Consider the following 13,154-nt stretch of genomic DNA (forward strand, 5'->3'; position numbering starts at 1 on the left):
GTCACCGACTCCAGACCACATCCCCGTAAAGGTTATCGGGGTATCCCCGGCGTAGGAATCCTTCAAAGGCCATGCGCTCGTAGCCCACGTTGGTCGGTGGGCCATGACCTGGAAACACCAGCACGGTGTCCGGCAAGGTAAAGATTTTCCGAGTCAGGGACTCGAGGATGCGGCGAAACGCGTCGGGGCTTTCCGTGCGCCCCGGGCCGTTGGGGAAAAGGGTGTCTCCGGAAAAGAGCACATTGTGCAGCAAGAGGCAGAGGCTTCCCGGTGTGTGTCCCGGCGTGTGGATCACGCGCAGGGTCAAAGCCCCCACGGAAAGCTCCTGGTCCTCTTCGAACACCAATGCGGGTTTCACGGGAAGCCGAGGGGCCTCCAGAAGTTGAACGCCCACGGGGATGCCTGTCCTTTCCACCAGGTTCTTGAGCCCTTGGGTGTGATCCTCATGGGTGTGCGTGAGCACCAACGCCTGGAGCGGCCCTTGAAATCGAACCGTGTCAATGCCTTGCGGCGCATCGATCAGAAGCCCTTGACCGGTTTTTCGGCACACCACTTCGTAGGCGTTCACCGCGTACGGTCCCAGTGTGTAGCGCGCCACAACGGCATCGCCCAGAGTCAACAAGACGCCGCTTTTCAGTAGCATGGCTTTCATTTCCATCTGTGCGCTTTGGTTTCATAGGCCCGCGAGGGCGTTTCTAGGGTGAAAGCCTTTTTTTGGGAGCTCGTCCACGCCCGTGCCCGAAAGAAACTCTACCTGGAAGCGCAGGTCTTCGGCCCCAAGAAAACGCGAGCGAGACTGCCGCGTTCTCCGTCTCGGCAGGGACGGCCAAAGACCGTCCCTCGAATCCCAAGCCCATGCCCGTCGGTGCACTTCGAACGTCCTCGACGCCATTCGTTCCCGCATTGGTCTCTCTCGAAAGGACCAGCTTCAGCCGGTCCGCACTTTCTGCGGACGGCCGGGACGCCGCCCCTTCGGTTTCAAGGGCCGGTCTCAAGGTCGCGCCCATCGTTTCATCTTTGGGAGACCGCGTTGTCGCGGTCCGCACGTTTTCAAACGGCTTCTTCAGGGCGTTTCGGGCAACAGAGGAAGCCCGTCCAGAGAGGGCAGAAGATCGGCCGCATGGCGCTCCAAAGCACTCATGATTTCATCACGACTGTAAAAGAAGACCTCACCCGTTCGGCGTATCTTGACCTCGTAGGTCCCTTGCTTTAAACCCCGCTGGCTGATCACCACACGCAAGGGGATGCCCAAAAGGTCGGCGTCCTTGAGTTTCACTCCCGGCGACTCGTCTCGGTCGTCGTAAAGAACCTCAAACCGGGTTCGTAGAGTCTCGTATAGGGCGTCCGCAGCCCCGTCCACTTCCGGACTCTTGCCCAGAGTGGAGAGTATCACCTGGAACGGGGCGATGGTCACCGGCCAGATAATGCCCGCCTCATCATGCCACTGTTCCACGGCCGAAGCCATGAGCCTTTCGAGGCCGATGCCGTAGCAGCCCATGACTAACCGGTGATTTTCCCCGTCCGCTCCGAGAAATGTCACATCCATGGTGTCCGAGGCGGTGTACTTGGTGCCCAACTTGAAGGTGTGGCCGAGTTCGATGCCACGACGAATTTCCAGCCTTCCCGAGCGACACTGAGCGCAGGGGTCTCCCGAGCGCACCTCCGCAATGTCCACCTGTTCCTGCACCTGAAAATCCCGCCCGGGCACCACGTTTTTCAGGTGAACATCCACGGCGTTACCTCCGGCGATGTAGAGGGTTTCACACCCCACGGACGTGTCCACAACGACTCGAAGGTTTTTATCTGTCAAACCGACCGGCGACAGAAAACCTCCAAATAAGCCGTGACGCTCCAACAGATCTTCGGAAGCCAAATCCACACGCACGGCTTTGAAATGATTGGCCAGCTTGGTCACCGAGATGTTGAAGTCTCCTCGCACCACGCCCAGCACCAAACGGCCGTCGGCTTCATAAGCCACCGTCTTGAGAAAATGATCTTCCGTGCTCTGAAAGAAATCCATGAGCTGCGCGATGGTTTTGACACCCGGCGTGGCCACCGAGACCATGGCCGGTGGATCGGCCGCCAGGTCCTTAATGACAGGCTTGACGCCTACGGCCTTTTCCGTATTGGCTCGGTAGTCGCAGTGGCTGCACACCACAAACTGGTCTTCGCCATGGACCGACTCCAACATGAATTCATGGGATCCGGTGCCGCCCATGATGCCCGTGTCCGCTTCAATGGGCACCGCATTGAGCCCACAGCGCCCAAAGATGCGCAAATAGGCGTTGTAGATTCTGGGATAATAGCGGTCCAGGTCCTCAAAATCGGGATGAAAACTATAAGCATCCTTCATTTGGAATTCGCGCAGGCGCAGCAACCCCGCTCGAGGTCTCGCTTCATCGCGAATCTTGGTCTGAATCTGGTAGAGCATCACCGGCAGGTCTCGGTAAGACCGGAGAAATTTCTTGGCGATGTCCGTAACGATTTCTTCGTGGGTCATGGCCAGCACAAATTCCCGCTGGCGACGGTCGCGAATGCGAAAAAGTTCTTGACCGATGTCGAAATAGCGCTTGGTGGCTTTCCACAATTCGGCCGGATTGAGCACGGGCATGGTCACTTCCAGACCGTCGATCCCGTCCATTTCCTCGCGGATGATCCTTTTCACCTTCTCGGCCACTCGGTGCCCTAGAGGCAGCAGGGAATAAATGCCGGCAGCCGCCGGGTAGACGTAGGAGCCGCGAAGCAGCAACACATGGGATGGTGTCTCCGCTTCTTTGGGCACTTCGTACTGGGTGTGAATAAACGAGCGGCTATAGCGCATGGGCGGGACCTCCTTTTGGTCTGGCTTCTAGCTTTCCGATAGTTATTAGGGCGTTAGAACTTAGCATGGGAGGTGCTGGATCACAACTTGAAAACACGCTCCACGACGAGCGTTTGCAAGCGTGGACGAAAAGGCGTTTTATGAGTTGTTTTGACCTGCTGAAAAACTTAGGGTGCTCAAACAGCCCTTCTGCACATGGAAACCCTGAGGCTCGTTGCCAACAGGCGTCTTGATTTGCCCCTTGGCCGATGCCTAGAGACTTGGTATGAATCGGCACGCTTCCAGGCCTTCTGGGCATGAGGCCTGGCATACCCTGGCACAAAGGAGCCTTGCATAGAAATGAACGCCCACGACACCCCTCAGAACACGACGCTGGCCGACGCACAGTCTCCGGCCTGCTGGGCCGCGGAAACCTTGCGGGACAATGTGTTGGCCCACGTGCAGGAACTGGCACGCCACCCAGAAAACAAGGTACCTGCGGAACGGGTCTTGTTGCAATTGACCCAAGACACGGACTTTCAAGCGGTGCTGAAAACCTGGAACACCCTGAACGGACCCGATCGTGTAGCGGCCTGGAAAAAGGTGCTGGGTCTGGCTGAACACCATGCCCGCGAAATTCTTCCAGCCTGTGTCCAATGCGGCGAATGCTGCCGCCAGGGCAGCCCTACGCTGTACTTGGAAGATGTGGAACTGCTGCACAAGGGTGCCATTCCGTGGAACGCGGTCTACACGCTGCGGCGGGGTGAACCTGTGCGCTCCCCTTTTCAAACAGAGCTGGTTTTTCTTTTGGATGAGCGCATCAAGGTGCGGGAAAAACCGGGAACAATGGAATGCCTCTTTCTCGATACCTCCTTAAGCCAATGCCGCATCTATGCCGACCGCCCTTTGCAGTGCCGCGCTCAAGCCTGTTGGGATGCCGGCCCCGCCGAAGATTTGAGCAAACAGCCCTACTTGACGCGCCGGGATCTTTTTAAGGATGTCGAACTTCTGATGGACGTCATCACCGAACACGACCGCCGCTGCCGTTTCGATCAGCTGGCCGCCGCTTTTCGAGAGCTGGACGCCACCAGGGGAGCTTCGGTGGATCAGGTCCTTCATCTGCTGGCCTATGAAGACCATTTTCGAAACTTCATGGCCGAAAAACTCAACATCCCAGAGGACCATATGGAATTGGTCTTCGGTCGAAGCTTTGCCGCCTTGGTCCAGGTGTTTGGGTGCCGTGTGCGCACGGAACCCGACGGCACCCGGGTGCTCGTTCCGGATCGAGACGAAGCCTCGCCCTCGAGCTGACGCCGACCACAACCTTCGTTGGGATAAGATATGGGGTTCCGCCAAAGCCCATAAGGGGGCACGCGCACGTTCCTCAGAAGCCCGTTCGAAAAAGCCGCCCGATGGTTCTTGTATCCCTATCGTCGATTGCCGAGCCCCTGCTTTCGGGGGGTGATCTTTCGGCCGTCCGGGGAATGTGCAGACCGGCAAAAGTCGGTCCCCTCGAGAGAGACCCACGCTGGGAACGAGTGGACCCCGGGAGGCCGTTCTTTCGAGAGAGACCAACCTGGTGCGGATCCGGACCCCAAGGGGCAGGCCCTCCAGGAAGAAAAATAGGACGAACCCCTATATTGGAGGGACGCGCTCCTGCGCGTCCGCCGTTGGATCCCCCGCCAGCGCCCATCCGAGTCCGGGAACGGAGTGACCATAAGGATGGGTCCCTCCGTGGTGAATCGACGGGCGCGGCCTTTAGATCTGACGGACATCCCCCTGGTCGTTTCTGGATTTTGCGGACCGGCAGGAGCCGGTCCCTCCAAAAGAAACATATATTGGAAAGAAGGGACTTCACGAAGGCCATCCCTCCGTTGGGACATACGGCACGGACGAACGCCACGGGAAGGCCTTCTCGGACGAGATCTTAAGCCGAAGAAGAACGATAGAGCGTGTAACACACCTGGTCCCCGACCTTGGTGGCTTTGGCCAGTTCGAGATGGCGCAACACCGCGAAGTCCGATCGAAACGCCGCCTCGTCCATGCCGAGGGTCTCGAGGATCTTTTCCAAAGGCATCGGCCCGCCGGCTTTTAGAAGCTCCAGAATCCGCTTTTGGCGATCCGTCAATCCCGCTTGTCCTTCGCCGGTCTTCTTGGCACTGTAAACGGCCCACGGGTCACACACTTTGGGAACGGCCACGTGATCCAGATAGCAGTCCTCACAGACCTTCTCCCCCGCCAGTTCGTAGTGATCATCAGTGGGGGCCATCGAAACGCCGCATCGCGCGCATACCGACATGGTCTTGTACCTCCCTCATTCATTTTCCATTCTTCAGAAAACGAATTCCTCCTCCCTGGCACGCCCGTCATGGGGCAGGTAACGGCATCTGCCCGCCAGGGATTCCAGGGCAAGCAGAAGCGCTTGGGTACCCTTGCGGCCGTAGCCTTGCGCCTTGACGGCGGTATAAAGTTGATGGACCAGGGCCAGGCCGGGAAGAGCCACTTGCATGTGTTGGGATTCCTGAAGGGCAATGCCCATGTCCTTGATAAAATGCTCCACGTAAAAGCCCGGCTCAAAATCGCGCCGCAACATGCGCGGGGCCAAATGGTCCAAAGTCCAGCACCCCGCGGCCCCTTGGCGGATGCTCTGCAGGACCTTTTCCGGATCCAGTCCGGCCCGCGTGGCGTAGAGAAGGCTTTCACACACGCCGATCATGGTTCCGGCAATGACGATTTGATTGCACATCTTGGCGTGTTGGCCGGAACCGGCAGGGCCGTGGTGCACGATGTTCTTGCCGAGAATGCGCAACAGAGGGTCAATGGCGAGAACAGTCGCCACATCACCCCCCACCATAATGGTGAGCGTCGCCTGCCTCGCTCCCACATCGCCTCCGGAAACCGGAGCATCCACCGCTAAAGCCCCATGGCGTCGGGCCTCCGCGTCGATGGATTGGGCCAGTCGAGGTTCCGTCGTGGTCATGTCCACCAGAATAGATCCCCGCTGAATGCCTTCGAAAATGCCTTTCGCTCCGAAATACACTTCCCGCACATCCTCGGGGAAACCCACCATGGTGAAAACCACGTGGGACACGGAGGCCACCTCGGCGGCCGACGCCGCCCAGTGGGCTCCCCGCTCCAGAAGCGGTTCGGCCTTCGCGCGATGACGGTTGTGGATTGTGACCTCATACCCGGCGTCCAGAAGATGGGCGCACATGGACGAACCCATAACCCCTGTGCCGATCCAACCGATGCGCGTCCACGAAGGGTGGCTTACCCTGGAAGAAGAAACCTCCCCGCATTCCATGCCCAGTCCTCCTCAGAACCTCATGGCGCGTCATTTAAAGGTGAGAAACTCGAGCCCCCGTGTCAAGACACCGATCCCCTTCCCTAGGCGTCTCAGTCCTGAGGCGGTCGCACCCAGGTGCCCACGTCCTTGTAGGCTCGAGTCACGCCTTTAAGTTCCTCGCGGCGTTCCAGAAAAAGGTCTTTCATGCTCTGCAGCCACTGTCGATGGGCCACGGCATCCTCGCGAGTGAGAAACAAGGGATGTTCGCCACGCACCGTATCGACGACAAAAGATGTGCCGTTCCATTGCAGGGTGCCCTCACTGCTGCAGGTCATACAGCGAAGCCGCCGAACATTGGACGGATTGATACCTTGGTGTGCGAGAAACCGAAAGGTGTCTCCGCCGCACAAAGGACATCGTGGCACATGGGGATCGGGAGAAGCTGCCCTGTGCTCCAAAGCTTTGGCCAGCCTTCGCGCCGCAGCGGGGCCATCGTCGTTCAGCAGAACTTCACCGGGCAACGCACCGTAGACCACTTCGGAGCCCCGATGATCGGCCAAAATGAGTTTTAGAAAGCTGTCCACCATGAGCTTGGTGTAACCCTCCAGGCCCTTGACGCCAGCAATGGCGACCCCCACGGCCGGCTTGCCCCAAAGGTTTTCCAGATGAGCATAGAAGCTCAATCCTCGGTCCAGCAGGCGCTTCAGGCTGGCGTTAGCTCCAAGAAAGTATGTGGGAACCGCCACGAGAATGCCGTCGGCTTGAACCATTTCTTTAAGAACGCATGCCAGATCATCCTTTTGCACGCACTTCATGGAGCCGAAAAGGCACTGATAGCAGGCCAAGCACGGGCGAATGTCCAGTTCGGGAAGCCTGATGAGGCGCAAGTGCCATGAGCCCTCCAGGCGCCGATAGACTTCCTTGACAAAGATTTCACAGTTGCCGAATTTTCTGGGAGAAGCCACGAGCCCCAATAAGGTTTTCATTCCCGCACGCTCCTTCTTGCAAGATCTTTAGATGCGCCTTCCGCAGCGTCAACGCCTTCAGGAGGATGGCCTGCCGCCTCACACGACCGTAAGCGCTTTAACCGACGGCATCAACGCCTGCCGGGGATCGCCTCTTGCAGCAGCACAACACCTTACAGAGAAAATCACCCGCCTGTAAACCCGAATCCCCCAAAACAATGCGGCGCTTCCACTCGTATCAAGGCTGTATTCCCACCCCTTGAACCGACATGAAACCTCACGAGATGGCAGGACCAAAAAGATCGGCCCACAGGATAAGCGCGTTTGCGGGAAAGGGTCTGCAGTGTCGTCTCGGCTGCGTTTCCTCGCAGCACCGCAAAAGATTCTTAGCGGTTGCGGTCTGGGCCGTGTCCGCAAGCAAGACACATCGTCCCAAAATTCGCCGGCAACTGCTGCTCAATTGTATCGTTCAAGCCCTTTCGGCATGGCGCAGGCTTTGGGGCTTTCTTGCTCCAAAGGGCCGGCCTTCGGGGCGGCCGCCAAGGTACCCGACCACCAGGAGCCAGTCCCCCCTGGCGCGACCGGTAACGGGCATCCGTCAGCCCGCGGGCCACGCCCACACCTTACGCCGGGCCGGACTGGCTGGTCGGGGTCCGTTGATCCTTTCCTGACGAGTCGATAAAATCTGTGGCAACCTGCCCTGAGACAACAAGGAGGCATCGCATGGTGGAAAAAGTGGTGATCATGGGGGCGGCCGGACGTGATTTTCATAATTTTAACGTGTACTTTCGAAACAACCCCAGATACCGCGTCGTGGCTTTTACCGCCGCTCAGATTCCCGATATCGAGGGGCGGTGCTATCCTTCGGAATTGGCTGGGCCGGGTTATCCCGACGGCATCCCCATTCACCTCGAAGAACACTTGGCGGATCTGATTCGAGAATACCGCGTCGATTTGGTGGCCTTTTCCTACAGCGATGTGCCTCACCTGGACGTCATGCGTAAAGCGTCTTTGGTGATGGCCGAGGGCGCCGATTTATTCTCATTGGGGCCAGCTACACCATGCTTCGAGCGGCCAAACCCGTGATCGCCGTGTGCGGCGTGCGCACCGGTTGCGGCAAGTCGCAAACCACCCGGAAAGTCTGTGAAATCCTTCGGTCCCACCGGGTGCGCGTGGTGGCCGTCCGCCATCCCATGGCCTATGGAGACCTTCGAGTGCAGATAGTCCAACGGTTCGCCCGCTATGCGGATTTCGACCTTCACCGGTGCACCATCGAAGAGCGCGAGGAATACGAACCGCTGGTGGAACAGGGCATCACCGTCTATGCCGGTGTGGACTACGAAAAAATCCTTCGCGAAGCCGAAAAGGAGGCTGATGTGATCGTCTGGGACGGCGGCAACAACGACACGCCGTTCTATTATCCCGATGTCCATATCGTGCTGCTGGATCCTCACCGGCCCGGCCATGAACGCTTGTATTATCCCGGGGAAACCAACCTGCGCATGGCCGACATCGCCGTCATCAACAAGGTGGACACAGCCTCCGCCAAAGGAATCGAGACGGTTCGCCGCAATATCGTGGATTTGGCACCCAAGGCTGAGATTCTCATGGCCGAATCCTCGGTGATCGTTTCGGAGCCCGAAAGGATTCGCCAACAGCGCATCGTGGTGGTGGAAGACGGCCCAACCCTCACCCACGGCGAAATGCCCTCTGGAGCCGGCATGATTGCGGCCAGGAAATACGGAGCCGCCTGCATTGTGGACCCCAAGCCTTATGCGCGCGGTACCCTTCGAGAAACCTACGCCCGGTACCCGCACATTGGTCCTGTGGTGCCCGCCATGGGCTACAGCCCCAGGCAAATCGCCGATCTTCAAGAAACCCTCAACGCCGTGCCGTGTGATCTGGTCCTCTTCGCCACTCCCATTCAGTTGACACGCATTGTGACCCTCAAGCATCCCACGGTGCGCGTGCGTTATGAATACCACGATCACGGCAGGCCCACTTTGGAGGAGGCTTTGATGCGCCGGCTTCCTCAAGTTTTTGCCCAACTCGGAAAAGACAATCCATCCATGCACTCGACAGAAAACCGCAGCTCCCTCTCGCAGGGGCCGCAGGCATCGCCGACAAACCAGGAGAAACCGTGAGCCCCATCACGCCTCCAAAGCCTGTGCTGCTTGTGGCCCTTGGCGGCAATGCACTCATCCGCAAAGACCAAAAGGGCACCATTGACGAACAGTTTGCCAATCTTCGCCTGCCCATGCGCCAGATCGCTCAACTGACGGCAACCTTTCGCCTGATCATCACCCACGGCAACGGTCCCCAAGTGGGCAACCTCATGCTGCAGCAGGAGTGTTGTCCGGACGTTCCCCGCTTGCCTTTGGAAATCCTTGTGGCTCAAACCCAAGGACAAATCGGCTACATGATCGAATCCACTTTGGACAGCGAGCTGATGGCGATGGGTATCGTCACGCAAAAAGGCTTGGTGAGCCTTATCAGTTATGTGGTCGTGGACCCCAAGGATCCCGCGTTTGCCGATCCTTCCAAGCCCGTAGGTCCCGTGTATCCGGAAGACGTGGTGCCGTCGCTGCCTTTTCCTGTGAAAAAAACACCCAAAGGGTACCGCCGCGTTGTGGCTTCCCCGAAACCATTAACCATCGTTGAACAGAAAGAAATACGACAACTCATCGCCATGGATTTTGTGGTGATCTGCTGCGGTGGAGGAGGGATTCCCGTGATTCGAGAGGGCCGAGGTTTTTGCGGCGTGGATGCTGTCATCGACAAGGACTTGGCCAGCGCCAAGCTGGCCCGGCAGGTGGGGGTGGATATCTTTTGCATCGCCACGGACGTGGCGGGGGTTTACTTAAATTATGGGACACCGCAGCAGCGCTTGCTGCCGCGCCTGGATGTGCGCGCTGCCGAAAACTATTTGGCTCAGGGACAATTTCCTCCAGGATCCATGGGACCAAAAGTGGAAGCTGCGGTGGAATTCGTGCGCGCCACCGGGAAGCGGGCCGCCATCGGCCCCATCGAGAACCTCGCGGGAACCGTTGCTGGCACCCACGGCACACAGATCACCCTCGAACCGTGAGGCGTGACCCTTCGGGGCATCAGCCCTTCCGTGGCCTGCCCACGTGTCCTTTGAGCCCTCAACCATCGCAAAACCAGGCTGTTTGAATCAGGCCGATGCGGCACACGCCGCGGCACCTGAGGGGATCGTGCGGCATGCCCCTTCAGGTCGACTCAACAACTTTGGGACCAGCAAGGCCCGTGGCGCAGGGAAGCCGGCTTTCACCCCTCGAATCCGGCCGTGAAATTTACCTTGAAAGCGCCGCTCGCTCCTCGCGGCGGCGCAGGCCCCTCTCCACCGTCACCACGAAGTCCTGCACATTGGTCAGAAGGGAACGCGCGGTCAAAGAGCCACGGTTGGCCAATTTCTGGACGGCGAATTCGGACATATCCACGGTATAGAAAAAGACCGGGCGTACCGTGCCGTCTTCCAATACCCGATAGGCCGGCGCCATATTCCCCGTGGCAATGGCGTGCAGTTGCGTCGCCAAAGCCACAATAGTGGTCGCCCGCCGAACCAGCGCTCTCATGCGGTCCTGAGCCGCATACATGTCGGCGACGACTTCGGGCAACGGGCCGTCATCCCGAATGGATCCGGCCAGAACCATTGGAATGCCGCGCTTCCAGGCCGTATAAATGACGCCTTCGGCCACCAGCCCTTCCCGCATGGCGGCTTCCAGGGATCCCACGGCGCGCACTCGGTTGATGGCATCCAAATGATGATAATGACCCAAAGGCACCAGACGCTTGGCATAGATTTCCTGACCCAGAGCCGTGCCGAACATGGCCGCTTCCACATCGTGGACCGCCAAAGCGTTGCCTGCCAGCACCGCGTGCACATAGCCTCGCTCGATCAAGGCGCAAAAGGCATCGCGAGCGTCCCGGTCAAAAACCAATGCCGGCCCCAAGACCCACACGATCCAGCCGTGGTCCCGTTCATGGCTCAAGAGGTCGTAGAATTCATCGTAATCGATGGAAAAAGATGTCTCACGCGTCAGCCGCGTGCGAAAACTGAACTTGTCCCCTTGGCCTCCTTCAGCCCCAAAGGCCTCCGCATGCACATAAATACCGTCTTCACCGTTTTCTCCGCGGCCCAGAGCCACACGATCCCCCTTCTCCAGGCGCCGAAATTCCAAGGCTTCCAAAAGCCCTTCCGGCCGTTGCACCACGACGCAGTCCATGCGCGATTCTCGAAGCAGTTCCCAGCGGCCTGGAGCCACATGGAAATATTCGGGAAAAATGGATGTGGCATGATAGCCTTCCGGAGCCACGCCGGCACGTTCTACGGGGGCGAATCGCACCAGGGGCGCATCCTTGAGCGGAGGGGCGGAAAAATCGGGGGGCGTGTACGACGGAAACCAAAACATGGGCACCTCCCGCAGGACTTGGAACAGCACATTTCACTGGGATCTTATATCGTTGTTTAGCAGGTGCCTCAAGAAACCTCAACGACTCACGGCGCCTTCAACCGAATCAGCCGCCGCCTCGAGGCTTTAAAAAGCTTTCTGAATCACGGGACCATTTGTAGGATTCTTGTGCGCCGCCATCCCTTCCCGCTCGCCATGGACTGAAAACCATGGGCCCTCAAAGGCTTTTGCAAGCCCCCCCAGCGCGTCCCTTGAAAACCAACGCTCGCTCGAACCGCTCACTCAAAACACTGGACCCCTGGGTCGAGACCTGGAATCGGCGCTTTTTAAGGCCGGCTTGACAACACGGCGCTTTCTTTATAGGTTCCCTGCATTCGATGTATTGGGACTTTCAATGACCTGCGGGGTCTGCAACATGGACATTCGCCGATTGGAAGTTTTCTGCCGTGTCGTGGAACTCGGCAGCTTTACCAAGGCCGCAGAAGCCGTGCTTTTGTCGCAACCGACCATCAGCGAACACATCAAAACGCTTGAAGAAATGGTCGGAGAGCGGCTCGTGGACCGCCTGGGCCGGGATACCGCTCCCACACCGGCGGGAAAGATTCTTTACCGCTACGCCAAGAAGATCATTCAGATCAAGGAAGAGGCCATGCAGGCCATGGCGGTGTACCGAGGGGAATTGGCCGGAACAGTGCATTTGGGCGCAAGCACCATTCCGGGTACCTACATTCTTCCGCGGCTCATTGGATCGTTCAAACAACGCCATCCTGCGGTGCAGATCAGCGTGCACATCGGAGCCACCAAAGATGTGGCTGAGGCGGTGGCCGAGGGCCGGCAGGAATTGGGTCTTGTGGGATCCCAATGGAAAGATCGACGCCTGAGCTTTGAGCGCATCTTTGCCGACGAACTGGTCTTGGCCGTGCCCAAGGGCCATCCCTGGACTTCGGAGAAATGCATTCCTGTGGATCGGCTGAGCGAGGAACCGTTCATCGCGCGGCATCGAGGTTCCGGAACTCGCATGGTCACCTATGAGATCCTGGAAAACGCGGGGTTCGATCCAGGAAGACTTCGCGTCGTCGCCGAAATGAGTACCACGGAAGCCGTGCGCCAAAGCATCAAGGCCGGCATCGGCATTTCCATTCTTTCCCGCCAGGCAGTGGCGGAAGATGTGGCCCACGGGAGCCTGAGCCTTGTCCCCATTGAAGGCGTCACCTTTCACCGGGCCTTTTACCTGGTCAAGCGTCGAGGTCGTGAGCTTTCTCCTGTGGGCGAGGCGCTGGACCAGCACCTTAAGACCCACAATCACCATCCGTTTCCCGAGCCCGGCTAAGGACCCTACCCGAAAACAGGTCTCCCCTTCCCCTTGACCGTCTTTCTTTGGAAGCCTGTCCGAGCATACCTTCAATAAGAGCGGCGCAAGCCGCGATTCCTTTTCGCGCCCTGCGGCGTTCCTACAGCATGTAGCCGAAAGGACGCGGCAAAACCAGTGTCGGACATGCCCCCTGGGAGGACATCTCAAAAGGCCCTTCAAGGGCTCGTGGAACCGTCTCGTGCCTTTCCTTTCCACGCCTATGTTTTCGAAGGACCGGCCTCCCGGCCCTCCCGAAGTCGTGGACCGTGAGGACGCGCTCCCTCCGCTAGGCCATGCGAACCTGGACCGACTCCAAGAA

General features: G+C 58.6%; 11 protein-coding genes. 5 read left to right on the forward strand and 6 right to left on the reverse strand.

The window, feature by feature from the left end:
* Nucleotide 1: 1 nt before the first annotated feature.
* The gene (locus ACUVSA_RS01445; protein WP_445893510.1) at nucleotides 2-658 is read right to left on the reverse strand and encodes an MBL fold metallo-hydrolase; all 657 of its coding nucleotides are present in this window, start codon (nucleotides 656-658) and stop codon (nucleotides 2-4) included.
* Nucleotides 659-1,063: 405 nt separating this feature from the next.
* Nucleotides 1,064-2,821, reverse strand: a complete 1,758-nt coding sequence (locus ACUVSA_RS01450; RefSeq protein WP_445893511.1) for a proline--tRNA ligase — start codon at nucleotides 2,819-2,821, stop codon at nucleotides 1,064-1,066.
* A gap of 339 nt (nucleotides 2,822-3,160) precedes the next feature.
* Here ACUVSA_RS01450 and ACUVSA_RS01455 point away from each other — a divergent pair, with 339 nt between their 5' ends.
* Entirely contained in the window at nucleotides 3,161-4,111 is a 951-nt protein-coding gene (locus tag ACUVSA_RS01455; RefSeq protein WP_445893512.1) for a YkgJ family cysteine cluster protein, read from the forward strand.
* Nucleotides 4,112-4,727: 616 nt separating this feature from the next.
* Here the strand turns inward: ACUVSA_RS01455 and ACUVSA_RS01460 are convergent.
* From ACUVSA_RS01460 to ACUVSA_RS01470, 3 genes are all read right to left on the reverse strand, one after another.
* Nucleotides 4,728-5,069, reverse strand: coding sequence for a hypothetical protein (locus tag ACUVSA_RS01460; protein ID WP_445893513.1), 342 nt, complete (start codon nucleotides 5,067-5,069; stop codon nucleotides 4,728-4,730).
* Between the two features lie 63 nt (nucleotides 5,070-5,132).
* Complete coding sequence (locus ACUVSA_RS01465; RefSeq protein WP_445891185.1) at nucleotides 5,133-6,104, reverse strand: NAD(P)-dependent oxidoreductase; 972 nt, start codon at nucleotides 6,102-6,104, stop codon at nucleotides 5,133-5,135.
* 92 nt (nucleotides 6,105-6,196) lie between these two features.
* Nucleotides 6,197-7,072, reverse strand: coding sequence for a flavodoxin family protein (locus tag ACUVSA_RS01470; protein WP_445893514.1), 876 nt, complete (start codon nucleotides 7,070-7,072; stop codon nucleotides 6,197-6,199).
* 702 nt (nucleotides 7,073-7,774) lie between these two features.
* Here ACUVSA_RS01470 and ACUVSA_RS01475 point away from each other — a divergent pair.
* The 3 genes from ACUVSA_RS01475 to ACUVSA_RS01485 are packed head-to-tail and all read left to right on the forward strand — an operon-like array spanning nucleotide 7,775 to nucleotide 10,139.
* Nucleotides 7,775-8,137 (forward strand): hypothetical protein, encoded by a 363-nt coding sequence (locus tag ACUVSA_RS01475; protein WP_445893515.1) that lies wholly within the window; start codon nucleotides 7,775-7,777, stop codon nucleotides 8,135-8,137.
* On the forward strand, nucleotides 8,113-9,195 hold the full coding sequence (locus ACUVSA_RS01480) for a GTPase (protein ID WP_445893516.1): 1,083 nt from the start codon (nucleotides 8,113-8,115) through the stop codon (nucleotides 9,193-9,195). The genes ACUVSA_RS01475 and ACUVSA_RS01480 overlap by 25 nt, the downstream gene beginning before the upstream one ends.
* Nucleotides 9,192-10,139 carry a carbamate kinase gene (locus tag ACUVSA_RS01485; RefSeq protein ID WP_445893517.1) on the forward strand — a complete coding sequence of 316 codons (948 nt, stop codon included), beginning with the start codon at nucleotides 9,192-9,194 and terminating at the stop codon, nucleotides 10,137-10,139. The genes ACUVSA_RS01480 and ACUVSA_RS01485 overlap by 4 nt, the downstream gene beginning before the upstream one ends.
* Before the next feature lie 226 nt (nucleotides 10,140-10,365).
* Here ACUVSA_RS01485 and ACUVSA_RS01490 read toward each other — a convergent pair whose 3' ends face one another.
* Nucleotides 10,366-11,484 (reverse strand): ornithine cyclodeaminase family domain, encoded by a 1,119-nt coding sequence (locus ACUVSA_RS01490; RefSeq protein ID WP_445893518.1) that lies wholly within the window; start codon nucleotides 11,482-11,484, stop codon nucleotides 10,366-10,368.
* Nucleotides 11,485-11,899: 415 nt separating this feature from the next.
* Here ACUVSA_RS01490 and ACUVSA_RS01495 point away from each other — a divergent pair, with 415 nt between their 5' ends.
* Complete coding sequence (locus tag ACUVSA_RS01495; RefSeq protein WP_445893519.1) at nucleotides 11,900-12,814, forward strand: selenium metabolism-associated LysR family transcriptional regulator; 915 nt, start codon at nucleotides 11,900-11,902, stop codon at nucleotides 12,812-12,814.
* Nucleotides 12,815-13,154 lie beyond the last annotated feature (340 nt).

It is taken from the genome of Desulfosoma sp. (assembly GCF_052743555.1).

Excerpts from the sequence above, each read along its gene's own strand:
- ACUVSA_RS01445 (WP_445893510.1), bottom strand. The coding sequence starts at position 658 with ATGGAAATGAAAGCCATGCTACTGAAAAGCGGCGTCTTGTTGACTCTG.
- ACUVSA_RS01455 (WP_445893512.1), top strand. The coding sequence starts at position 3,161 with ATGAACGCCCACGACACCCCTCAGAACACGACGCTGGCCGACGCACAG.
- ACUVSA_RS01480 (WP_445893516.1), top strand. The coding sequence starts at position 8,113 with ATGCTTCGAGCGGCCAAACCCGTGATCGCCGTGTGCGGCGTGCGCACC.
- ACUVSA_RS01475 (WP_445893515.1), top strand. The coding sequence starts at position 7,775 with ATGGTGGAAAAAGTGGTGATCATGGGGGCGGCCGGACGTGATTTTCAT.
- ACUVSA_RS01495 (WP_445893519.1), top strand. The coding sequence starts at position 11,900 with ATGGACATTCGCCGATTGGAAGTTTTCTGCCGTGTCGTGGAACTCGGC.
- ACUVSA_RS01470 (WP_445893514.1), bottom strand. The coding sequence starts at position 7,072 with ATGAAAACCTTATTGGGGCTCGTGGCTTCTCCCAGAAAATTCGGCAAC.
- ACUVSA_RS01450 (WP_445893511.1), bottom strand. The coding sequence starts at position 2,821 with ATGCGCTATAGCCGCTCGTTTATTCACACCCAGTACGAAGTGCCCAAA.
- ACUVSA_RS01490 (WP_445893518.1), bottom strand. The coding sequence starts at position 11,484 with ATGTTTTGGTTTCCGTCGTACACGCCCCCCGATTTTTCCGCCCCTCCG.
- ACUVSA_RS01465 (WP_445891185.1), bottom strand. The coding sequence starts at position 6,104 with ATGGAATGCGGGGAGGTTTCTTCTTCCAGGGTAAGCCACCCTTCGTGG.
- ACUVSA_RS01460 (WP_445893513.1), bottom strand. The coding sequence starts at position 5,069 with ATGGCCCCCACTGATGATCACTACGAACTGGCGGGGGAGAAGGTCTGT.